This is a genomic window from Planctomycetota bacterium, assembly GCA_039182125.1.
Classification (GTDB): domain Bacteria; phylum Planctomycetota; class Phycisphaerae; order Tepidisphaerales; family Tepidisphaeraceae; genus JBCDCH01.
This window is the reverse complement of the sequence record JBCDCH010000005.1, coordinates 29812-50765: the sequence shown is the minus strand read 5'-3', so window position 1 is coordinate 50765 and position 20954 is coordinate 29812. Positions and strand designations below refer to the sequence as shown.

The 20954-nt window shown below is 65.0% G+C and carries 19 protein-coding genes; 9 read left to right on the top strand and 10 right to left on the bottom strand.

Going from position 1 to position 20954, the window contains the following annotated elements:
* Positions 1-25: 25 nt before the first annotated feature.
* Positions 26-2635 (bottom strand): family 16 glycoside hydrolase, encoded by a 2610-nt coding sequence (locus AAGD32_02245; GenBank protein ID MEM8873055.1) that lies wholly within the window; start codon positions 2633-2635, stop codon positions 26-28.
* A gap of 87 nt (positions 2636-2722) precedes the next feature.
* Positions 2723-3361 carry a hypothetical protein gene (locus tag AAGD32_02240; protein MEM8873054.1) on the bottom strand — a complete coding sequence of 213 codons (639 nt, stop codon included), beginning with the start codon at positions 3359-3361 and terminating at the stop codon, positions 2723-2725.
* A 200-nt stretch (positions 3362-3561) separates the two neighbouring features.
* On the opposite strand from AAGD32_02240, the gene AAGD32_02235 reads away from it, so the two are divergent.
* Genes AAGD32_02235 through AAGD32_02225 form a run of 3 tightly spaced genes read left to right on the top strand, consistent with a single transcriptional unit; the run spans position 3562 to position 7157 of the window.
* The gene (locus AAGD32_02235) at positions 3562-4707 is read left to right on the top strand and encodes a putative peptidoglycan glycosyltransferase FtsW (GenBank protein MEM8873053.1); all 1146 of its coding nucleotides are present in this window, start codon (positions 3562-3564) and stop codon (positions 4705-4707) included.
* A gap of 10 nt (positions 4708-4717) precedes the next feature.
* Positions 4718-5881, top strand: coding sequence for a UDP-N-acetylglucosamine--N-acetylmuramyl-(pentapeptide) pyrophosphoryl-undecaprenol N-acetylglucosamine transferase (locus tag AAGD32_02230; GenBank protein ID MEM8873052.1), 1164 nt, complete (start codon positions 4718-4720; stop codon positions 5879-5881).
* A gap of 43 nt (positions 5882-5924) precedes the next feature.
* Positions 5925-7157 carry a hypothetical protein gene (locus AAGD32_02225; protein MEM8873051.1) on the top strand — a complete coding sequence of 411 codons (1233 nt, stop codon included), beginning with the start codon at positions 5925-5927 and terminating at the stop codon, positions 7155-7157.
* On the opposite strand, the gene AAGD32_02220 is transcribed toward AAGD32_02225, so the two are convergent.
* Entirely contained in the window at positions 7154-7504 is a 351-nt protein-coding gene (locus AAGD32_02220) for a translation initiation factor (protein MEM8873050.1), read from the bottom strand. The two genes, AAGD32_02225 and AAGD32_02220, sit on opposite strands and share 4 nt — an antisense overlap.
* A gap of 37 nt (positions 7505-7541) precedes the next feature.
* On the opposite strand from AAGD32_02220, the gene AAGD32_02215 reads away from it, so the two are divergent.
* From AAGD32_02215 to AAGD32_02200, 4 genes are all read left to right on the top strand, one after another.
* Complete coding sequence (locus AAGD32_02215) at positions 7542-8816, top strand: MFS transporter (protein MEM8873049.1); 1275 nt, start codon at positions 7542-7544, stop codon at positions 8814-8816.
* A gap of 137 nt (positions 8817-8953) precedes the next feature.
* Positions 8954-10384 (top strand): UDP-N-acetylmuramate--L-alanine ligase, encoded by a 1431-nt coding sequence (gene murC, locus AAGD32_02210; GenBank protein ID MEM8873048.1) that lies wholly within the window; start codon positions 8954-8956, stop codon positions 10382-10384.
* Between the two features lie 105 nt (positions 10385-10489).
* On the top strand, positions 10490-11398 hold the full coding sequence (gene murB / locus AAGD32_02205) for a UDP-N-acetylmuramate dehydrogenase (protein ID MEM8873047.1): 909 nt from the start codon (positions 10490-10492) through the stop codon (positions 11396-11398).
* An 84-nt stretch (positions 11399-11482) separates the two neighbouring features.
* The gene (locus AAGD32_02200) at positions 11483-12328 is read left to right on the top strand and encodes a D-alanine--D-alanine ligase (protein ID MEM8873046.1); all 846 of its coding nucleotides are present in this window, start codon (positions 11483-11485) and stop codon (positions 12326-12328) included.
* A gap of 14 nt (positions 12329-12342) precedes the next feature.
* Here AAGD32_02200 and AAGD32_02195 read toward each other — a convergent pair whose 3' ends face one another.
* The 5 genes from AAGD32_02195 to AAGD32_02175 all read right to left on the bottom strand — a co-directional run bounded on the left by AAGD32_02195 (position 12343) and on the right by AAGD32_02175 (position 16919).
* Entirely contained in the window at positions 12343-13578 is a 1236-nt protein-coding gene (locus tag AAGD32_02195; protein ID MEM8873045.1) for a SpoIID/LytB domain-containing protein, read from the bottom strand.
* Positions 13579-13727: 149 nt separating this feature from the next.
* Positions 13728-14636, bottom strand: coding sequence for a DNA-directed RNA polymerase subunit alpha C-terminal domain-containing protein (locus AAGD32_02190; protein ID MEM8873044.1), 909 nt, complete (start codon positions 14634-14636; stop codon positions 13728-13730).
* 127 nt (positions 14637-14763) lie between these two features.
* On the bottom strand, positions 14764-15702 hold the full coding sequence (locus tag AAGD32_02185) for a PDZ domain-containing protein (GenBank protein MEM8873043.1): 939 nt from the start codon (positions 15700-15702) through the stop codon (positions 14764-14766).
* A 9-nt stretch (positions 15703-15711) separates the two neighbouring features.
* Positions 15712-16254 carry a hypothetical protein gene (locus tag AAGD32_02180; protein MEM8873042.1) on the bottom strand — a complete coding sequence of 181 codons (543 nt, stop codon included), beginning with the start codon at positions 16252-16254 and terminating at the stop codon, positions 15712-15714.
* A 35-nt stretch (positions 16255-16289) separates the two neighbouring features.
* Positions 16290-16919 (bottom strand): sigma-70 family RNA polymerase sigma factor, encoded by a 630-nt coding sequence (locus tag AAGD32_02175; protein ID MEM8873041.1) that lies wholly within the window; start codon positions 16917-16919, stop codon positions 16290-16292.
* A gap of 259 nt (positions 16920-17178) precedes the next feature.
* Here AAGD32_02175 and AAGD32_02170 point away from each other — a divergent pair, with 259 nt between their 5' ends.
* On the top strand, positions 17179-17793 hold the full coding sequence (locus AAGD32_02170) for a CHRD domain-containing protein (GenBank protein ID MEM8873040.1): 615 nt from the start codon (positions 17179-17181) through the stop codon (positions 17791-17793).
* Between the two features lie 221 nt (positions 17794-18014).
* On the opposite strand, the gene AAGD32_02165 is transcribed toward AAGD32_02170, so the two are convergent.
* Positions 18015-18863, bottom strand: a complete 849-nt coding sequence (locus AAGD32_02165) for a deoxyribonuclease IV (GenBank protein ID MEM8873039.1) — start codon at positions 18861-18863, stop codon at positions 18015-18017.
* A gap of 56 nt (positions 18864-18919) precedes the next feature.
* On the opposite strand from AAGD32_02165, the gene AAGD32_02160 reads away from it, so the two are divergent.
* Positions 18920-19831 carry a hypothetical protein gene (locus tag AAGD32_02160; GenBank protein ID MEM8873038.1) on the top strand — a complete coding sequence of 304 codons (912 nt, stop codon included), beginning with the start codon at positions 18920-18922 and terminating at the stop codon, positions 19829-19831.
* Here AAGD32_02160 and AAGD32_02155 read toward each other — a convergent pair.
* The gene (locus AAGD32_02155) at positions 19805-20941 is read right to left on the bottom strand and encodes a 5-(carboxyamino)imidazole ribonucleotide synthase (protein ID MEM8873037.1); all 1137 of its coding nucleotides are present in this window, start codon (positions 20939-20941) and stop codon (positions 19805-19807) included. The genes AAGD32_02160 and AAGD32_02155 overlap by 27 nt on opposite strands.
* Positions 20942-20954: the final 13 nt, after the last annotated feature.

Below are 20954 nucleotides of genomic sequence, written 5' to 3'. Positions count from 1 at the left end.
GAGAGAACGACCCTCGCGTGCGTCATCAATCCAGCTCGCGGATCTTCACGTTGCGGTACCAGACCAGATCGCCGTGGTCTTGCAGGCCGATGACGCCGCGGTCGGCTTTGGCGAAGCCGGGCATGCTGGCGAACTTGCTCTCGGCGACGCGCTGCGTGAAGTCCTCGCCCCAGAGCTCGGTTTCGAGGATCACCGCGCCGTTGAGGATGTGGGTGAGCTGATTGTCTTTCAGGCGCACGATGGCGTGGTTCCACTGCCCCGCGGGATTGGCCGGCGACGGATCGGGCACGGCGTAGAGCGCGTAGAGCGCCCCGGCCCACCGGTCGCGGCCGTTCTTCGCGTCGCCGTGGCGCTGGTCGTCGAGGACCTGCATCTCCAGGGCGGTGGTGAAGATCGGCTCGCCGGGTGTCTCGACGCCGCGGTAGAAAATGCCGCTGTTGCCGCCCTCGCTGATCTTCCATTCGAGCGAGAGTTCGAAGTCACCGTACGTCTCATCGGTGACGATGTCCCCGCCGCCGGCCCATTGCAGATGCAGCTCGCCCGCCTCGGTCGCGGCCCATGCGCCGGAGATGTCTTCCGAGTTCACGTTGTGCCAGCCGGCCGTGTCGCGGCCGTTGAACAGCAGCTTCCATCCGTCGGCAATCTCGGCTTCGGTGAGTTTGGGCATCATGACTTGCTTGGGTGCCCGGGTCTGGCCGGGGACCTGGTTGAGCGTGTACCACGCCTCGGTCGTCCACGGCAGGTTGCCCTCGACATCGGCCATGTCGACGAGCACGAGATGCACCACACGGCCCGGCTGCAGGTCGGGAATGTCGAGCGTCACGCGCGTCCGGTCATCGTTCCAATTGACACCGGACACCGACAGATCGCGCACGTCCTTCTTCGGGCCGCCGTACTGGCTGGTCGGGTCGTAGCGGTAGTCGACGACGGCGAAGTGCTCGGCATCGAACGCCTCGGCGGCGGGCTTGGTCAGCGTAATCGTGAAGCCCGTTTCCGTCGCGGCCACTTCGGCCATCTCGAACGGCAGCGTCTGTCCGGGCGTGAGTTTCTGGAGCCCGTGGAACTGCCCGGAGCCATCGCCCCAGTTGCCGGTCGAGCCGATCATGCCGACGAACAGATCGCCGTTGGGGCCGACGAGCAGCCGGTTGACACCGGCCTCCATGCCTTGGGTAAAGCGGAAGACCGCGCCCTGGTATTGGCCGTTGACTTCCTCGACAAAGACGCGCTTGACGCCGCCGTGGGTGACGTCGCCGTGGACCATGTCGCCGGCGTAAGGACCCCAGTTGTCCGGCAGCAGCGTCGGCTGCGTGGGTGAGTTGCCGATCTCGCCCTGGGGCAGCCAGACCACCGGGTCCGGCGGCACCAGGTCCGCCCACGGATGATCCGGCGTCATGTGCGAACCGAGAAACCGTGGCTCGCCGTCGAGCGGAACGTGACTCATCTTCGACTCGGGCAACCAGTCGCCCTGGTTGTCGAGCACGAACAGTTCGCCATCGACGCCGAAGCCGACGCCGTTGGGCGTGCGGACGCCTTGGGCGAGGACTTCGTACGTACCGGCATCGGGGTCCATCTCGATGACGACGCCCCGACCCGGCACCTGCGGCACGGTCGTGCGACCGCCGGGGTCGATCGCGACAGCGAGCGCGCCGTAGAGCCGGGGGCCGTCGTCGGTCATGCGGCCTTCGAGGCCGAACGCGAACTCGTGGAAGTTGGCCGACGTCGGCCAGCCGGTGACGGCGGCCTTGTAGAAGTCGGTCACGCCGTCGCCGTCCTCGTCGATCAGCTCGGTCAGCTCCTGCTTCTGCAGCACGAACGTCCGGCCGTCAATGTGGAACATGCCCAGCGGCTCGGCGAGACCTTCGGCGATCTTCGTCACCTCATCGCCGCCGACGAGGTAGACGCCGCCGACACGGTCCCATGTGCAGACGGCGAGTTGGCCGTCGATGAACGTCATGCCGCCGACCTTTGGCTCGAAGCCGTCAGGACGGAGGTTGGTCAGTTCGAGATAGGGGTGAACGCCATTGAGCGGTCGGCCGTTGCCGGCGGTCATCAACTTCGCGTCGACCCCGTCGGGCAGGATGACGTTCTTGGGCCCCGGCGAGGTCGGGCGGACCTGGTCGGCCTCTGTGAAGAGCAAGTCCGTCGGAATCGTCTCAAACGCCTCGTCGTTCATCTTCCGCCAGCCGACGCGCATGATCGCCTGACCCTTGGCCTCCCAAAGCGTGACGCGCAGCTTGTGAAAACCCTCTTCCAATTTCAAGCCGGTCTGCAGAACGTGCGGGTAGCTGGTGTTGCCCTGGGCGACGACGACGTCGTTGATCTCGAGGATGACGCCATCGTCGGCCTCGACGACGAACTCGTAGGTGCCGGCCTCGTCGACCTTGAGCCAGGTGTCGGCGGTCGCGAGGAACAGGTCGTCGAGTTCGTATGCGCCATCGATCAGCGTCAGCCCATCGACCCGCTTGCTTACGTTCGGCGTCTGCCCCTCGACCAGCGTCGGCATCAACGGCAGCTCACGACTCACGTCGTACACCCGAAGCGAAACGCCCTGCTCAAGCTCCACATCCTCCGAAGGCAAAACCTGCGGCACCGACGCGAGTTGAACAGCAAGACACGTTTGGAGGAGGAAGTTCATGGTGTGTGGGTTGGGGGTTTGAAGCCGAAGGATGAGTCCGCGAATCCTCGGATCCGAGTCGCGATCCGCACTCGGGGATTTGCAGACTCATCCCTCGGCTTCGGGCTCACGATTGAAAAGTGTTTCGCCCATCCAACGGCCGAGTTGTAGCCAAGTAGGCCCGTCGTCAGCTTCCAGGACCAACTCGTGCCCGCAGGGTGTGCGCAGGGTGCCCCGCACTTCCGGGGCCGTTACGCCGATGCTCCGTCGGTGGACGGCGCGGATGTCCGCGATGTACTCGACGATCTCGAGCCGCTTGCCATCGACTTCGGCCTCGAAGTGCAACTGAACGCCGAGGCGAACGTCGCGGTGTCCGACGTAACGCAGCGCAAGCTCGGTGGGCTCACCGTCGCGGAAAAGCGTCCAGCGGTCCGTGTCGCCAACCTCGTACACGATCGTTCCGCGGCTGCTCGGTTGTGGGCCATGGCGATGGTCGTAGACGGTACCGGTCAATTCGACGCCGCCATCCTCGGCCGGGACCCACATCTTGTCGAGCACGCAGCGATCCAGGTCGTAGCTCATGAAGCATTGGTCCGAAAGCGCGACCACCAATCGCCTTGGCTCGCCATCGAGGACGCAGCGGAAGACCCACGGGTCCATCGGACGTACCACGTCGGGCCGATCGACCGCCGGCCGCGTGGCGGGTGCCGAACCGAGTAACGACAAAGCAAGCAGAATCGCGGACATGAAAACTCCTCGGCGGGAGCTTAACGGATGCGGCGGTGCCTGTCGCGGGTGACGTCGTGACAGGCACCAAGCCGCGTTGCTCCTGCAACGCTGGACGCACTCCCTTGCGAGACTCCAGCGTCGCGGAGCGACGCGGCTGATGAGAAATGTGCAGCGACCTGCGGCGACGGGCCGATGCTCCTGTCATCTTGCCGGAGATCGTGGAACAACTGCGCGCACGCCACGTCCTCACGCTCTGCGTGATCGGGCTGTTGTGCGTGGGGGTGATCGCCGTGGAATCGGCCGCGAGCAATGTCGCCTCGGCCGACGCGGACGACCCGTTCCGCTGGACGCCCACGGGCATTCGCCACGCCCTCCTCGCGGCGGCAGCGTTGCTGTTTTACTGGGTCGGCACCCGCCTCGAACCGTCGAAGCTCATCGGCAAGCTCGCGGTGGTTGCGTTCCTCGTGGCCGCCGTGGGATGCGTGGCGGTGTTGATCCCAGGTATCGGCATCAGCGTCAACGGCGCGCGGCGCTGGCTCCCGCTGGGGCCGGTCCAGGTGCAGGCGTCGGAGTTGGCGAAATGGGCGACGCCGTTGCTGCTGGCGTGGTGGTGTACGCGGGAGGATGCGTTGAAGTCGATCGGCTCGTTCGCCGGGGCGTGCCTGCCGGTGGCGGTCGTTTGCGGACTCGTGGCGATCCAGGACCTCGGCACGGCGGTGCTCATCGCGGCGGTCGCCGGCTGCATCCTGCTCGTTGCGGGGGCGAAGCTCTGGCACCTCGGCCTCTGCACACTCCCGGCCGCAGCGATGGGCGCGTTCTTCGTCATCGACCAGCCCTACCGCGTCGCCCGACTCACCAGCTTCCTCGATCCCTGGGCCGACGCCGAGGGCAAGGGCTACCACATGGTCCAGGCCCTGGCCTCCTTCGCCCACGGCGGCTTCACCGGCACCGGCCTCGGGCGCGGCGTGCAAAAGCTCGGCTACCTGCCCGAGGACACCACCGACTTCATCTACGCCACCCTCTGCGAGGAGACCGGCTTCTTCGGCGCGGCCGTGGTCGTGCTGCTGTTTCTCGGCATCGTCGGCGTCTGCTGGAAAAGCGTACACAACGACGAGACCCCCGCCGGGCCGCGACTGCTGGCGCTGGGCGTCGGCCTCACCGTCGGACTGCAGGCGACGATGAACCTTGCGGTCGCGACCGTTTCCATGCCGACCAAGGGCATTTCCCTGCCGCTGGTCAGCGCCGGTGGTAGCGGGTTGCTGCTTTGCGGGTTGATGTTGGGGATCATGCGGGCCACGCTCCCCGCCGGCGAAACTCGCATACAATCCCGGCCCGGCTCGGAGCCGACACCACTGCCCGCATGACCCAAGCCGCATGAACCAAGCGATCGCCGCCAACCCGACCATCCTCTTCGCCGGCGGCGGCAGCGGCGGACACCTGTACCCAGGCATCTCGGTCGCCGAGGCATTGGTCAAGGCGATCCCGTCGGTGCGGCCGTTGTTTCTCTGCACCGAGCGCGAGATCGACCAGACGATCCTCGGCCCGACCGGCTTCGAGTACATCCGCCAGCCGATCGTCCCACCGGTCCGCAGTGCCGGCGGGCTGCTCAAGTTCTGGCGGAACTGGCGGGCGACGCAGGAGATCGTGCAGAACGTCATCACCGAGCAGGCCCCGGCAGCGGTGCTGGGCCTGGGCGGTTACGCGGCCGGCGTGGCGGTCAAACTCGCGAGCAAGTCCGGCATCCCCGGCGCGATCCTCAACCCCGACGTCGTCCCCGGCAAGGCCAACCGCTTCCTGATGAAGTTTGTCCGCAGCGTCTGCTGCCAGTTCGACGCGACTGCCGACCACGTCGAGGAATCGCAAAAGCCCAAGCTCACCACGACCGGCTGCCCGGTACGGCGCGACCTGCGCGAGCCGGTCGAACGCAAGGCCGCCCTCCAACGCCTCGGCCTCGAGTCACGCTTGCAAACGCTCGTCATCACCGGTGCAAGCCAAGGTGCCGCGACCGTCAACGACGCCGTGCTTGAAACGCTCCTGCGTCTGCGACAGGAAGGCTCGCTTCTGCAGGGCTGGCAGGTGCTGCACCTCGCGGGCAAGGACCACGCCGAGAAAGTTCGCGCCGAGTATCGCACGATCCTCGGCGACGCCGACGTGCCGGTGCGGGTGGTCGACTTCACGCCGGGCATGGCCGACGTGTGGAGCGTGGCGGACCTGGCGATCAGCCGCAGCGGCGCGAGCAGCCTCGCCGAGCTCACCACGCTCGGGGTGCCGTCGGTGCTGATGCCGTATCCGTTCCACAAGGACAAGCACCAGACGAGCAACGCGAAAGTCCTCGCCGACGCCGGGGCGGCGGTGTTGCTCGACGACCAGAAGGACCGCACGCGAAACGCCGACCAGTTGATCCCGACGCTCAAGGGCTTGCTCTACGACGCGAGCCGACGCAGTCAGATGGCCACCGCCGCCAAGACCCTGGCCAAACCCGACGCCGCCGAGCGCGTGGCACACGTGCTGCGAGCAATGACCGAGCCATCGGCGTGAGATTTTGTGCAAGGTTTGGCATGACGCCAGCGACCCTGTGGGCATGAACCCGACGTGCCCCATGGAGTTGCTCGAAAACCGCCGCCTGCTTGCCGGTGATGTCACCGTCGCCATCGAAACCGCAGCCGGCGGGTCGTTCACCGAGATCGCGTTGGACGGCGACGCCGAGGGCAACACGCTCACGGCGTTCGGTGAGAACACCGCCGCCGGTTCGAGCCGGGTCGTCGGGGGTGCCACCTCCGTCACCCTCGACACCGCCACGCTGAGCACCGCGGCCGGCCTGACCGTCTCGAGCACCAACGGCACCGCGACCCCCGCCGGCGGCTTCGGCGTCGGCTTCAACATCGAAGAACCCACGAGCCTGCGCTACGGGCTCAACTCCGGCTTCGACCTGCGTGGCGGCGAGATCCGTCACACCGGCACCGTCTCGTTCAACGCCGACGCCATCACCGTCGGCGACTTCGCCATCGGCTTCGACGCCGACCGCGTCGGCGGCAGTGCGTCGGGCTTCTTCATCGCCGACACCGTCGGCGGGCTCGGCATCCTCTTCGACATCGCCAACCCGTCCGTCACCGCCGCGACCGGCTCGCTACAGATCGCGAACGTCGACCTACTCGTCTCGCCGGAGTTCGCGCAGACGCTGCTGGACCTGAGCCTCGCGTCGGCGGACCTAACCGGTGCCGACGTCGGCGATGCACAAGTCGACGCGACGGCCAACCCGCTGATCGCCGACCTGTTCGTCGTGCAAGGCATCGACGCCGACGGCGAACGCACGCTGCTCAACGGCAGCGGGTTCGAGCTGATCTTCCGCGCCGCCCGCGTCACCGGCATCGACGCCAACCTCGGCGACGGCGATGACGACATCACGCTGCGCGATTACGTCTTTGAAACAACCAGCGACATCCTCTTGCCGCTAGGTGCCAACGAACTACGCACCAATAACGCCCGCTTCGGCGACCTCGACATCAACGGCAGCGGTGACGGCGACCTGTTCTCGTTGACGAACACCGCTGTCACCGGAACGCTGAGTCTCTTCGCGTCGTCCGGCGATGACGACATCGACTTCATCACCGGTCGCTATGCCAACGGCACCATCGACGCCGGCCAAGGCAATGACGAAGTCACCTTCAGCGACACGCGCTTCACTGGCGCCTTCAGCATCTCCGGCGGCGGCGACACCGACTCGCTCTTCGCCGGCGACGATGCGCGACTGAATCGACCGAGCATCAACAACTTCGAAACCGTCACCGACTTCGGGGTGGACCCGATCGTCTAACCCCCCGCCGGTTTCGCCGGATAGCCGGCCGCTTTGAGAGTTTCGACGAGCTTGTCGCGGACGTCGCCTTGGAGTTCGAAGCCGTCGGGTCTGGTCGTGCCGCCGGTGCCGAGTTGGGTCTTGAAGGTCTTGAGCAGGCCGGGCAGGTCGGTCGCGACGGGGTCGAGACCGGTGACGACGGTGGTCCACTTGCCGCGACGTTTCTCACGCAGGACGCGGGCTTGTTGATCCTTGGGCGTCTTCACCTCGCCGGCAGCGTCGCGGGGGCACGGGCAGTCGGCCATCACCTTGCCGCAGCGTTCGCAGGTGACCGGGCGTTCCAGTGCGGTGCCATCGAAGAGTCCCATGCCCGATCGTAGAGCGACCGTGCTAGGGTCGCGGCACGTGAGCGTTCCGCCCAAGCCCCCGCCAAAGCCCCCGCCAAAGCCATCGCCCTACGCCGCCTTCGCCATCCCAGCATATCGCGATTACCTGGCCGGCACGACGTTGGTGAGCATCGGCACTGCGGGTCAGGGTCTGGCCATCGGCTTCGAACTCTACCAACGCACTGGCAGTGCCATGAGCCTGGCGTGGGTCGGACTGTTGCAGGCGCTGCCGATGCTGCTGCTGACGCTCCCGGCGGGAGTGTTGGCGGATCGGATCGACCGACGGCTGATCATGCTCTTCGGTCTGGGCGGCGCGACGCTCACGTCGATCGGACTTGGGCTGCTCTCGTACTTCGAGGGGCCGATCGGGTGGATGTACTTCATCCTGTTCATGGACGCGGTATTTCTGCGGACGGCGTGGCCGGCGCGCACGGCGCTGCTGCCAATGATCGTGCCGAGGGAAACATTCGAGAACGCGGTGAAGTGGCGCAGCAGCAGCGGGCAGCTATCGGCACTGCTCGGGCCTGCGCTGGGCGGGTTCGTTCTGGCGTGGAGCGTGCCGGCGACGTACTTCATCGCGGCCGGGTCGAGCCTGCTGTTCATCGTGCTGCTGTTGCGTCTGCGCGTGGACACAAAGCCGCCGCCCAGCACGACGCCCAAGGGGATGGCCGGCGTGTTTGGTGATTTGGTGGAGGGATTGTCGTTCGTCTGGCGGCGGAAGATTCTGCTGGGGACGATCTCGCTGGACTTCTTCGCGGTGCTGCTTGGCGGGACGGTGTATCTGCTGCCCATCTTCGCGGAGGACATTCTCGGTGTTGGTGAGATCGGGCTCGGCCTGCTCTGGTCGGCCCCGGCAGCCGGGGCCCTCTGCACCGCGCTCACGCTGGCATATCTGCCGCCCATGCGCCGGGCCGGGGTGACGATGCTCGTCTGCATCGTCGGCTTCGGACTGGCCACGGTCGCCTTCGGCCTTTCGACCAACTTTTGGCTATCGCTGGCGATGCTCTTCCTCACCGGTGTGTTCGACAACGTCAGCGTCGTGGTCCGCCACACGCTCATCCAATTGGCCACGCCCGATGCGATGCGCGGTCGGGTCTCGGCGGTCAGCGCGGTGTTCATCGGCTCGTCCAATGAACTGGGCGGCTTCGAGAGCGGCGCCGTCGCCGCCTTGTTCACCCCCGTCATCAGCGTCGTCAGCGGCGGCGTGGGCACGATCGTCGTCGTCGCGATCTGGGCCGAGTTGTTCCCGGACATCCGCAAGCTCCGCGGGCTCGCGGATGAACATTCCGCGTAGGGCAGGCACTGCCTGCCACCGCGAAGCCGCTCGCAGTGGCAGGCGGTGCCTGCCCTACGGGAAGCGGCGATCGACGTCGGCTGTTTCCCCAACAGCCCGCACCTGCGAGATGCCGATGAATTGCTAACATGCCCGCGTTGCCTGCCACCACGACCCGCCAGCCCGTTGTTTATCGGTCCATCGACGCCCCGGCGCCGCGTAGCAAGTTCACGGGCAAGCGCGTTCACTTCGCCGGCATCGGCGGCTGCGGCATGGCCGGGCTGGCCCAGATCCTGCTCGACTGTGGCGCGATCGTCTCCGGCACCGATCCGTCGCTCAACCCGCGCACCTTCGCCCTCGCCGCTGCCGGGGCGACTGTCAGCCGTGACCAAGACGGCACACTCATCAACGGGCAGACAGACCTGGTCGTCCGCACCGCCGCGGTGAAGGATGACAACGCCGAGATCGCCACGGCGGAGCGTCTCGACAAGCCGCACACGAAGTACGCCGAGTTGCTCGGCGAAGTCATGGCCGAGCGGTTCGGCGTCGGCGTCGCGGGGACCCACGGCAAGACCACCACCACCGGCATGCTCGCCCACGCCCTGCTCGCCGGCGGGGTCGATCCGTCGTTCGTCGTCGGTGCGACGGTGCCGCAACTCGGCGGCGGCTCGCGGTCCGGGCATGGCGCCCACTTCGTCGCCGAGGCGTGTGAGTACGACCGATCGTTCCTGCACCTGCGGCCGGCCGTCGCGGTCATCACCAACGTCGAAGCCGACCACCTCGACTGCTACGGGAACCTCGACAACATCAAGACCGCGTTCCGCGCGTTCGCCGACCTGACACCGGACGACGGCGGACACGTCATCGCCAACGCCGACGATGCCCACAGCCGCGACGCGCTTGGCGGTCGGACGGTGACATGGGTCGGTGAAGCGGACGACGCCGACTGGTCGTGGGTCAACGCGACCGTCGACGCCGGCTGTTGGAAGGCGGACATTCTCCAAGGCGGCGAGATCGCCTGCGGCCTGCGGCTCTCGGTGCCGGGCAAGCACAACCTGTACAACGCGGTGATGGCGATCTCGGCGGCGGTGGCTTGCGGGATGGAGCCACGGGTCGCCGCCGAGCACGTGGGCACCTTCCGCGGGGCCGACCGACGCATGACGCACCTCGGGCGTTTCAATGAAGCCGACGTCGTCGACGACTACGGCCACCACCCCACCGAGATCGCCGTCACGCTCGATGCCCTGCGCCAACGCTACCGTCCACGCCGACTGATCTGCGTCTTCCAGCCGCACCAGCACAGCCGGACCCGCCAACTGCTGGCCGACTTCGCCCGTTGCTTCGGCGACTCCGACGAGGTCGTGCTGCCCGACGTGTACAGCGTCCGCGACGACCCGGAGGACAAGTTCGTCGGCAGCGCCCTGCTCGCCGAGGAGATCCGCAAGACCGGCCAGCCCGCCCGTCACATCGGCGGCTTCGACGACTGCGACGCCTACCTCCGCGAAACGCTCCAGCCCGGCGACCTGTGCGTCACCATGGGCGCGGGGGATGTGCATGTGGTCGGGGAAACTCTGGTCAATGACGAATAAATGGCGAAATCCGAATGACGAGGTTTCGGACTTCGACCTTCGGGTTTCCTTCGTCATTCGGGAACTCGTCATTCGTCATTCCACCTCGCTACCATCCCTTCCCCCATGCGTCTCGCCACTCCGTTTTCCGATCTCGATTACGTCACGCCCGACGCGCCGCTGGCGCCGTTGACGTGGTATCGGATCGGCGGGCCGGCGCAGTACCTCGTGCAGCCGCGGAGCGTTGACGAGCTCCGTGAAGCGGCCCGGCGTTGCAGCGAGGAGAACATTCCGATCTACGTGTTGGGCCTGGGGGCGAACCTGCTGGTCAGCGACGACGGCGTGCCGGGCGCGGTGTTTCGGCTCGACGATCCGGCGTTCAAGACCGTCAAAATCGACGGCTCGACGCTCAAACTCGGGGCCGGCTACGACATGCAGAAGATGGTGCTCCGCTGCTGCCGCGAGGGCTTGGCGGGCGTGGAGTGCATGGCCGGGATCTACGGCACCGTAGGCGGCGGCATCCGCATGAACGCCGGCGGACGCTTCGGCGACATCGGCAACAACATCGCCAAGGTCACCGTCATGTCCGCGGCCGGCGAGGTCTTCGAGCGCACCGCCGACGACCTGCACTTCGGCTACCGCAGCACGAACATCGTCGCACCCTTCATCCTCGGTGCCGAACTGGAACTGGAGAAGGACGACCCGGTCGCGGTGACGGACGTGACCAAGGAAGTCTGGATGTACAAGCGCAGCACGCAGCCGCTGAATGCCAAGAGCAGCGGTTGCATGTTCACCAACCCCGGCCCGCTGCCCGACGGCCGCACGACCTCGGCCGGCAAGCTCATCGACGAGGCCGGGCTCAAGGGCATGCGCGTCGGCAACGCCGAGGTTTCCAGCAAGCACGCCAACTTCATCCTCGCCCACGCCCCCTGCACCGCGAAGGACGTCACCGACCTGGTCGCGGTCGTCCGCGAGAAGGTGGCCGAGAAGTTTGGCGTCGAGTTGCAGACGGAAGTGAAGTTCTGGCCGACGTAAGTCGGCCATGTTGAGCGGCGACCGAAGGGAGCTTCCCGTGGCGCCACGCAAAGCTCCCGCTGGTCGCCGCTCAAAGGAATGATCATGCACGTCCTCGTCCTAGCCGGCGGTCCGTCCAACGAACGCGAGGTGTCGCTCGTGAGCGGTCGGGCGATCGCCGAGGGACTCCGCGCGGCCGGGCATGACGTGACGCTCGGCGACGTCGCGCCGCGGAACTTCGATGTCCTCGACGACCTGTTCGACGTGGTGTTCCCCGCGTTGCACGGGGCGTTCGGCGAGGACGGCGTGCTACAGGCGGAGTTCGAACGGCGTGGCATCGCGTTCGTCGGCAGCGGGTCGGTCGCGTCGGCGCTCGGCTTTGACAAAGCCCGGACGAAGGCCGTCTGGCGCGCTCACGGCCTGCCCGTTCCCGCCGACGGGCAGAACGTGCCGCCGCCGTGCGTGGTGAAGCCCAACGCCGGCGGCAGCAGCCTCGGCATCACGATGTGCCAGAGCGTCGAGCAACGCGATACCGCCCTTGCGGCCGACCCGACGGCCATCTGCGAACAACTGATCGTCGGCCCGGAGTGGACCGTCGGCATCCTCGACGACCAACCGCTGCCGCCCATCCGCATCGACACGGGTGACAGCTGGTTCGACTACGAGAGCAAGTACGCCGAGGACGGCGCGCCGCATTGCTTCGAGCTCAACGCCCCGGCGGAGCTTGTCGAGCGTGTGATGGCGATGTCGCTAGAGGCACATCGGTTGATCGGCGCGCGTCACCTGAGCCGGGTGGACCTGATGCTCGACGAATCGGGCGAGCCGTACCTCTTGGAGATCAACACGATGCCAGGGTTCACGCCGCGGAGCTTGCTACCGGACGCGGCAAGATACGCGGGGATCGAGTTTCCGGAGTTGGTCGATCGACTCGTGCGGATGGCAGTCTCGTAGGACGTGCGCGTGTCCTAGGGTTTGCCGCGATACGCACGCACCAATTCGACCTTCGGATAACAGAACTTGAGAATCTGGTCCCACGTTTCGCCACGCTGGGCAAGGGCTTCGACGGCGTACTGGCTCATGCCCACGCCATGACCGAAGCCTCGGCCCGCGAACACGATCCGCTCGCCGCTGACCGTCGGCTCGACCCAGTTGCCCCACGATTTGCCAACCCGTCCAAGCAGGTTCCGCATGGGCTCGGCCCCCACCGTTGCGGTGTTGCCCGATCGATCGATCAGGACATAGCGAGTCGGCCGACGCAAGTCGTTGCGCGCGTCGACCTGAACATTGACGATCGGACCAAGCCCGGCGGCGGGATGATTACGATCGGCGGCCCACCGCTTGACGGCCGCGTCAAACTCGCGCCGGGTCGTCTCGATCGTCCAGCGGTAGCGCGAACTTTGATTGTCGAGGTCTCCGTATTGGACGGGGGTGTTGATCGGGTCGATCCGGTTGACGGGCGAATCGCCGAACGCATCGACGGCCCCGATCGACGGTCCGCCGGAGGTCGAGGAGTAATACGCCTTGAAAATCCGGCGCGGCTTGCCATCGGGTGCAAACGCCAGCACGACGCCCGCCGTCTCGGCGACAGCACGGCGGTCGTTGTCGGTCCACTTGTCGATCGGCACATACGCCTGATCGCGCGTGTCGCCGAAGACGTCCCAATGACCACGATCGAGCGTCTTCGTCTGGAACAACGCATAGGTCCGCGCGGCCACCGCTTGAGCCTTGAGCGCGTCGAGTTGCCAGCTACTGAACATCTCGCCGGCGACGACGCCGATGAGGTACTGCTCCATATCGACGACGTTGACCAGATCGAACACGCCGGCGGACTTGGTGACGAAGTCGAAGCCGCCGGGCCTTTGCTCGCCGTTGACGGTGATCAGGGCGTCGGTGCCGGGCGTGAGCCGAAGACGCGCGGCACCGGGGAAATACTGGCCACCGATGTACCAGCCGTTATCCGCCTGGCGCACGGTCTGGCTCCCACGGATGAGCAGCGGCGCGGTTTGGCCCGATGTCGCGGCGGTGACGGTGCCGGTCGCGGACACCGTCGCGGCATCGGCATCCCGTTCGAGCAACACGCGGATCGTCGGCGGACCGGGAATGTCGCCGCTGGGCTCGGGGTCGCTGGCACAACCGGTGATGGCAAAGATCACGATGGCGACAAAGCCTGTGAGAACGCGGGTCGTGAACGGTTTCGTCAAAGCGTACTCCGTGGGAAGTGGGTTGCGTCGCCGTTAACGGCCGCGTCATGTTCGGGCGCATTCGAAGAGAAGCTCCGGGCCCGGGGCACTTCCGAACCGCGAACCCAAAGACATCCCTCGACCCCGCTCAAGATAACTGACTCGGTCGTTTAGTCGTCCAGTCGACGCAGACTCAGGCTTAGACTCGCGAGGATGCGCTTGATCTCCGAGAGCGAGGTTTGGCCGAAGTTCTTGCACCCGAGCAGTTCTTCCTCGGTGCGGCTGCACAGTTCGCCGATGGTCTGGATGTTGAGCCGCTGCAGCGCCTTTCGGCTGCGGACCGAGAGTTCCATGTCGGCGATCGGCCGGTCGGACAGTTCCTCGGGGATGTCGTCGGCGGGCGCATGGCGATCGGCAGCGGGTACCGGACTGGGCACGACCGGCCCCTCTTCGAGCGCTTGGCCGAGTCGCAAACCACGCCCGGCGAGCAGCGACTTGATTTCCGAGAGGCTCGTCTCGCCGAAGTTCTTGAACGACATCAGCTCCTGTTCGCTGACCTTGAGAAGGTCGCCGAGCGTATGGACGTTCATCTTCTTGAGCGCGTTGCGGCTGCGGACGCTGAGCTCGAAGTCGTTGATCGGCACATCGAGCACGGCATCGCGGGTCGTGAGCTTGCGCTGCTCCTGCTGGACCGTCGTGCTCAGGGCGCTTTCGACGTCCTTGAGGTAGAGCTTGGCCCGGGCGTGGTGCGGGTTGGACTCGAGCACGGCACGCAGGCAGCGGGCAGCTTCCTCGTAACGATCGTGATCCTCGTAGAGCACCGCGAGGTTCATCAGGGCCGCGACTTTGACCTCGCCGCCGGCGGTCAGCGACTCGTAAAGCTCGATGGCCTCCTCGTCTTCGCCTTCGCGATCGAGCAGTACGGCCAACCGGAAGCTGGTCGCTTCGTGGTCGGGGTCTTCGTTCAGGGCACGGCGGTAAGTTTCGACGGCTTTGTCGAAGTCACCGGCTTCTTCGGCTTCAAGGCCGCGTCGGAAATACTCCTCGGCGGCACGCTCATTAATCGAGGCGACGGTCATGGGCGATCGGGCGGAACGGGGCTTGTGGGGCTGTCCAGTAGAACCCATGTTGTAGGGACGCACTTGGGAACATTCAATCTTTTCCACCGCGTCCGTCCGCCGCATGACGTGGATGCACGTCCACCGATCAAGCGTCCGGCTTCTCACCCGAGCTTGGGCGGAGATCAATCTTCAGGTCCATGGGCACACCGTCGCGCAGGATCGAGAGCATCGCGGTCTCCTTGGTGTCGGCGAGGATTGCGGCAAACTCGGCCAGGTTCGTGACAGGCCGGTCGTTGAACGCCAGCACGTTGTCGCCCTGCTTCACTCCGGCCCGCTCGGCGGGACTGTCGGGCAGGACGCGGAGCACGACCAACTCCGTTCGTGGTTTGAGAGTGTTGCGTTCGGCCAATCCATCGGTGTCTCGGGCCGATTCTCGGGTCACAACACCGACGAGCACGCCGAGCCGCACACGCTCCACCGGCCGGCCGGCCGCGAGTTGAAGACCCACGACTTGCGCCAGGTCCAGCGGCCGGAACTCGTTGTCGCACAAGAAGCCGGCAATACGCGCGGTCGTTACCTCCGCTTCTTCGTCTGCGACAATCACCAGACCTTCCGCCAGCGCCTTCTCACGCGGCGCACCGTCCCACACCACCAATCGACCCGCCCCACCGCCGGGCGAAAGAATCACCGACAACTCGGCCGGTCTGGGCCGCAGGCGGGCCACGCGCACCACCTCGGCCTCCGCGGGTACGGCCGCGAGTTTCAGGATCGTCATCGCGCTCAGCTCATCGGCTTTCACATACGACGCCGACAACTGCTCACCGCCGAACGTGACGTTGTAGGAACGCTTCTCGAGAACGTGCGGCACCAGCAGATGGCCGTGATCGTCGATGAGCACCGCATCGAGCCAGCTTCCGTCCACGGCGACCGTCGCCCGCATCGGTAGCGCGTCGGCAACAAGGGCTTCGACCTCGCGTGACAGTTCGGACAACGGCGAAATCGCCGCAAACGCAGCCGACGTGAATGTGAGCGTCAGCAACGCCAACAGCGCACGCAACCGGCGAACGTGAATCAGGGATGCCATGGGGGTGCGTTAGAGGCCGGCGCTCTTTTGAACCTCGTAGCCATTGGTCAGAATGCGAGCGTTGTGATGCTCGTCGGCAAGGCTGCGGGCCTCGGGATAGTTGTCGGTGACGAACGTCTCGGTGACCTGACCGGCGTCGTTGACGACTTGAACGTTGAACGTGTTGGGTGCGGTGATGGTGGCGGGTGCGTTGCCGCCGGGACCGGTCGCATAGCCGATGAAGACGCCGAAGAGCCCCAGCGCCAGGCACGCCGCAGCAAGCCCGGTCCATTGCCGCCAGCCGAAGCCGGTTTTGTCTTCTTGGGCGAACTTCTCGCGGATCCCCTCAGCACGGATGGCCGCAAGGATGCGGTCGATCGCCTGTTCGTCGTCTTCGCCCTGCTGTTGAAAGATTTCCGACCGGAGCCCGCGACGGGCTTTTGCCGCGCGCAGTGCTTCGGCGGCGTCGTCACGGCTCGCGATCAGCGCCCGAACATGGGCAGCCTGAGCCTCGTCGGACTCGCCGTCGAGGTACTGTTCCAAGAGATCAAACTCGTTCTCCGATAGGGGCATGCAAGCTCCAGAATAATACGACTTCTTCAACCAGTTCAGTCCGACGCGAGTTCACCGCGACCGGCTTTCATATACGGCTCGAGCATCCCTGCCAACCTGCGACGCGCCCGGTGGAGCCACGTCTTGATCTGCGGCACCGACGCGTCCAGCGTCTTGGCGATGTCCGCGTAACTCATCTGCTCGTATTCACAAAGAACGAGTGCGGCACGGAAGTGTTCAGGAAGTTTATCAATCGCGGCCCGAACTTGCTCGACCGTTTCGTTTTCCATCATCGCCGCATCGGGCGCATCCTTGGGCTTGTCCGGGGCCGGGTGGTCATCCTGGACCATCGACATCTTCGGCGGACGCAGCAGCCGCAGTGACTCGTTGATCACCGCCCGCTTCATCAACGGCCCCGGCGATTCCCAATCGTAACGAAGGCGATGCTTGTACAGGTTCAACATTGCCTGCTGGACCACGTCCTCGGGACTGGCGCGGAAGCCGACGATCGACCGGGCGATCGCCAACAGCCGCCGGCCGTGCTCGGCGACGGCCTTTTCAAACAACGCGTCCACCTCTTCCGGTGACGAGGCGACGTACTCCCGCCGCAGCTTGCGCTGCGTACCAGCGATCTTCAGCGGCGTTGCTTCGGTGACAGGCGTGCTTGCGGACAACGTAGCTTGCATCGGCTTGTCCTTCCCCGAGGGCTTAACACCCGGTTGGTCTGGCAGACCCGCGTCCGTCGGCTCCCTTGCCGCATCCGCTTCTCGGTCTGCGTCGTTATCCCCATCCATGCGGTTGTCGCCCGGGAGTTGCACCATGTTCGGAAAAGACGCTAGCGACCACCGCAAGGTTTCGCCGTGGGAATGCCGGGGTTTGTTTAGAACGGCCCGACAAACCGCATTTTTCACCTCCCAGCTAGCCTTTACGGGGTATGCTGCCGCCATGAAGTTCCTTGTATCCACCGCAGCGGCCGCTTTTTTGGCCGCTCCCACCGTATCCGCCGTCGAAATTTTCGAGATCAATCTCACCCCTGATCAGGTGGTTCCTTTCGGCGATGCCACTTCACCCGTCGGCTCCGACGCGCTCGGCTCCGGGACGCTCACCCTCGATCTGGACGGCCCCGACGGACCGACACTCGCCTACGACATCGACTTCACCGGGATCTCCATCGACCCCGCCGACGACAGCTTCGTCCAAGGCATTCACATCCACATCGGTGCCCCCGGCACCAACGGCCCCCACGCCCTGAACATCTTCGGCCTGCCCCGCGTCGACGACGCCGACGCCGTCTTCACCGGGACCTCCCTCACTGGTCTCTGGGACGACGGCGACGAGAACGACAACGGCGACGGCGTCCGCGACCCCGGCGACTCCATCGCCCTCACCGACGCACTCGACGACCTGCGGTCCGGCAACCTCTACCTCGCCATTCACACCGCCGAGTTCCCCCTGCCCAACACCGGCGAACTCCGCGGACAGATCGTGCCCATCCCCGAACCGGCCACGCTCGGCCTGCTCGCAGTCGGAAGCCTCGGCCTGATCCGCCGGCGACGGTAACAGTGTCGCTGATGGTGTCGCCGCCGTCGGCACCGACTCACCCCTGACGCCCCACCCCGCGATGTCATCCTGAGCGCAGTCGAAGGATCTAGCCGACGTACAGGCAACGCCCTCGGTCGGCCGCCCCGCGTCCGCTCGGTCCGGTGATCCGTCCACCAAACGAGCCGATGCCTGCCTCTCAGCTAGATCCCTCGGCTGCGCTCGGGATGACGGAAAAGGGATTAGGCGAGTGATTTGAGTCGCCGCAAGTTCACCGCGTCCCACGATTCTCTGTCGTCCGTCTCCCCCTTCGCCGTCTCGAGAATCTTCGGCACCTTCTTCAACGCCCGCTTCTTGAGCCATGGCGTGAACCCGTCGTCGCCGATCTCGCCGAGGCCGATGTGCTCGTGGCGGTCGACCCGGCTGCCGAGGGCTTTCTTGGAGTCGTTGAGGTGCATGACCTTGATCGCGTCGTGGCCGATGGTCTCGCCGAGGTGCTTCCAGAACGTGGGGAACTTCTTGCCGCGGAAGTCATAGCCGGCGGCGAAGAGGTGGGCCGTGTCGAGGCAGACGCCGAGCCGCTCGGGGAACTTGCTGGTCGTGAGCATCTCCGCGAGGTGTTCGAGCCGATGGCCGAGCGAGCTGCCCTGCCCGGCGGTCGCCTCCAGACACACCGTCACGCCGACACACTTCTTCGTCCGGTTCAGCACGGCATCGAGCGTCTTCACAAAACGCTTGATCCCCGCCGACTCACCCGCGCCCATGTGGGCACCGGGGTGGCTCACGAGATACGGAATCCCGAGCGTGTCGCACCGGCGGATCTCCTCGACGAACAGGTCCGCCGACTTCTTCCGCAGCGCCGCATCGGGGCTGGCCAGATTGATCAGGTACGAGTCGTGCGACACCGTCTTGGTGAACCCCGCCCGCTCAATTGCCGCCCGCCAAGTCGACACCGCCTTAGCCTCGAGCGGCTTGCATTTCCACTGCTGCTGGTTCTTCGTAAACACCTGAACCGTGTCGAGGCCTAGCGCTTCGGCAGCCTCGACGGCATGATGCATTCCGCCAGCGATGGAGAGGTGGGAGCCGAACATTTGCTATACGCAGCGATTCTTCGTAATCTGCGTTATACGATTTTGGAGGGTCACCGGTGAAAACCGATCTTATAACGCGTGGACTGATAGTTGTGGCAGTGGCAGTGATTCTGCTTGTGGGTACTTATAGCTTGTCATCCTACAATTTTTACCTCTCTGCATCAATAGATGATCTTGACCCCACAACTCCTGCCGAAGAGCTCCAATACAGAGCATTGCTTGGCGACTCATTTGGCATAGTTAATGCCACGCTTTCCTTGCTCGCGTTTCTCGGTGTTGTTGCAGCACTGACACTCCAACGTAGAGAGCTTGATGCCGCCAACAGGTCATCGGCCATCCAAGAGTTAACGACACACTTCTACTCATCATTAACCCGAACTGAGTCGCTCCGCGCTGAAATTGATGCGTCCGGCTCTAGCCCAAACAAATCTTGCGAAAGATCTCTAGTTGAAGTCGCACGCGAAGCAAAAGACAAACACGGCAATATTCGTCAAAAAGTAATCGACTTACATGGTAAAGACTTGCCCAAAGAACTACTGGCCGACATCGACTCACAGTGGAAGCTTGCCACCTCAATCGCAGTAAAGACACAACCATTGTTTAGATCTTTGAACACTTTGGTTGCTGTTCGAAGATCCGCGATTGAAGTGAGCACTACCGGCAGAACAACCGAACTTCTTGAGAGGCAAATCGAGAGCCTTCTTGACGATAACTTAATCTGCATCATCGAAGTCACCGCCTTCGCAGAGCGGGCATCGCGATATGAAGCAATGTCTTTTGCGAAGTCCAATTTTGTTAACGTGGAAGAAATCCGCTTACGATATCACGGGCTCAAGGATGGAACATTACACGACTTGCTATCTCTACACGAGAGGCTTGTGCCAGATCCGGAAATAGGCGGCAGAGTCTTCCAGATAAAAAACGATCTCGAAGAATCGCGATTAATTCGAGCAACATCGAATGATTGACCCTCTGATCCCTGCGACCACTTCTTGAGCAGCATGTTTATCTGGACGGCTTAGGCAGACTGCCAAGTGGCCCATCTTCCGCCCTTTCCTTGCTTCGGTCTTGCCATAGAGGTGGAGCTTGACGCGGGGGTCTTGCAATGCGGCGGGCCAGTTCGGTTCGCCATCGGCCCACAGGTCGCCGAGGAGGTTGGCCATGGCGGCTCCGCCGCATAGCAGGCTTGGGTCGCCGAGGGGGAGGCCGCAGACGGCCCTTAGTTGCTGCTCGAACTGGCTGGTGACGCAGGCGTCGAAGGTCAGGTGGCCGCTGTTGTGGGGGCGGGGGGCGAGTTCGTTGACGAGGATGTCGTCGCCGACGACGAACATCTCCACCGCGAGCAGGCCGACGACGTCGAGCTTGTCCGCGATCGCCTCGGCGAGTTCGACCGCGCCCGGCGCATCGGCCGGACAGGTCGCCACGTCGAGGATGTGGTTGACGTGCACGTTCTCGAACGGCGGGAAGCTTTTCATCTCCCCCGCCGCGGTGCGGGCGACGATGACGCTGATCTCGCGATCGAAGGGGACGATCTTCTCAACGACGCACGTCGGCTGGTTCAGCGCGGCCCACGCCGCGGCGTAGTCGTCACCGGGTTTCAGTTTGCTCTGCCCCTTGCCGTCGTAACCGAATAGCGCGGTCTTCAAAATCCCGCCGCCGAAGGCTTCGACCGCCTCGGCGACGTCCTCGGCACTTTGGCATTCCTTCCAGTCCGCGTGCGGGAATCGGCCTTCGCGCAGGAACGTCTTCTCGCGCAGGCGGTGCCGACAGGTGTGCAGGACGTGCGGCGAGGGATGCACCGGCGTGATGGCTTCGATCGCTTCGAGTGTCTCGGCCGGGACGTTCTCGAACTCGAAGGTCACCACATCGACGCGGTTGGCAAAGTTCCGCGCGGCGTCGATGTCGTCGTAGGGACGGTTGATCTCGACGTCGGCGACCTGGCCGGCCGGGCAGTCCTGTGCGGGGTCGAGGCAATGCACGCGGTAGCCCATGCGTCGGGCGGCGATGCCGAACATGCGGCCGAGCTGCCCGCCGCCGAGGATGCCGATGGTGGAACCGGGTTGGATGGTGCGGGGCATTTGGAAGAGTCGG

What these genes read in the sequence shown, in the direction of transcription:
- AAGD32_02190 (MEM8873044.1), bottom strand. Translation starts at nt 14,636, where the DNA reads ATGACCGTCGCCTCGATTAATGAGCGTGCCGCCGAGGAGTATTTCCGA.
- AAGD32_02165 (MEM8873039.1), bottom strand. Translation starts at nt 18,863, where the DNA reads ATGTTCGGCTCCCACCTCTCCATCGCTGGCGGAATGCATCATGCCGTC.
- AAGD32_02240 (MEM8873054.1), bottom strand. Translation starts at nt 3,361, where the DNA reads ATGTCCGCGATTCTGCTTGCTTTGTCGTTACTCGGTTCGGCACCCGCC.
- AAGD32_02170 (MEM8873040.1), top strand. Translation starts at nt 17,179, where the DNA reads ATGAAGTTCCTTGTATCCACCGCAGCGGCCGCTTTTTTGGCCGCTCCC.
- AAGD32_02175 (MEM8873041.1), bottom strand. Translation starts at nt 16,919, where the DNA reads ATGCAAGCTACGTTGTCCGCAAGCACGCCTGTCACCGAAGCAACGCCG.
- murB (MEM8873047.1), top strand. Translation starts at nt 10,490, where the DNA reads ATGCGTCTCGCCACTCCGTTTTCCGATCTCGATTACGTCACGCCCGAC.
- AAGD32_02220 (MEM8873050.1), bottom strand. Translation starts at nt 7,504, where the DNA reads ATGGGACTCTTCGATGGCACCGCACTGGAACGCCCGGTCACCTGCGAA.
- AAGD32_02180 (MEM8873042.1), bottom strand. Translation starts at nt 16,254, where the DNA reads ATGCCCCTATCGGAGAACGAGTTTGATCTCTTGGAACAGTACCTCGAC.
- AAGD32_02200 (MEM8873046.1), top strand. Translation starts at nt 11,483, where the DNA reads ATGCACGTCCTCGTCCTAGCCGGCGGTCCGTCCAACGAACGCGAGGTG.
- AAGD32_02225 (MEM8873051.1), top strand. Translation starts at nt 5,925, where the DNA reads ATGAACCCGACGTGCCCCATGGAGTTGCTCGAAAACCGCCGCCTGCTT.
- AAGD32_02245 (MEM8873055.1), bottom strand. Translation starts at nt 2,635, where the DNA reads ATGAACTTCCTCCTCCAAACGTGTCTTGCTGTTCAACTCGCGTCGGTG.
- AAGD32_02185 (MEM8873043.1), bottom strand. Translation starts at nt 15,702, where the DNA reads ATGGCATCCCTGATTCACGTTCGCCGGTTGCGTGCGCTGTTGGCGTTG.
- AAGD32_02155 (MEM8873037.1), bottom strand. Translation starts at nt 20,941, where the DNA reads ATGCCCCGCACCATCCAACCCGGTTCCACCATCGGCATCCTCGGCGGC.
- AAGD32_02230 (MEM8873052.1), top strand. Translation starts at nt 4,718, where the DNA reads ATGAACCAAGCGATCGCCGCCAACCCGACCATCCTCTTCGCCGGCGGC.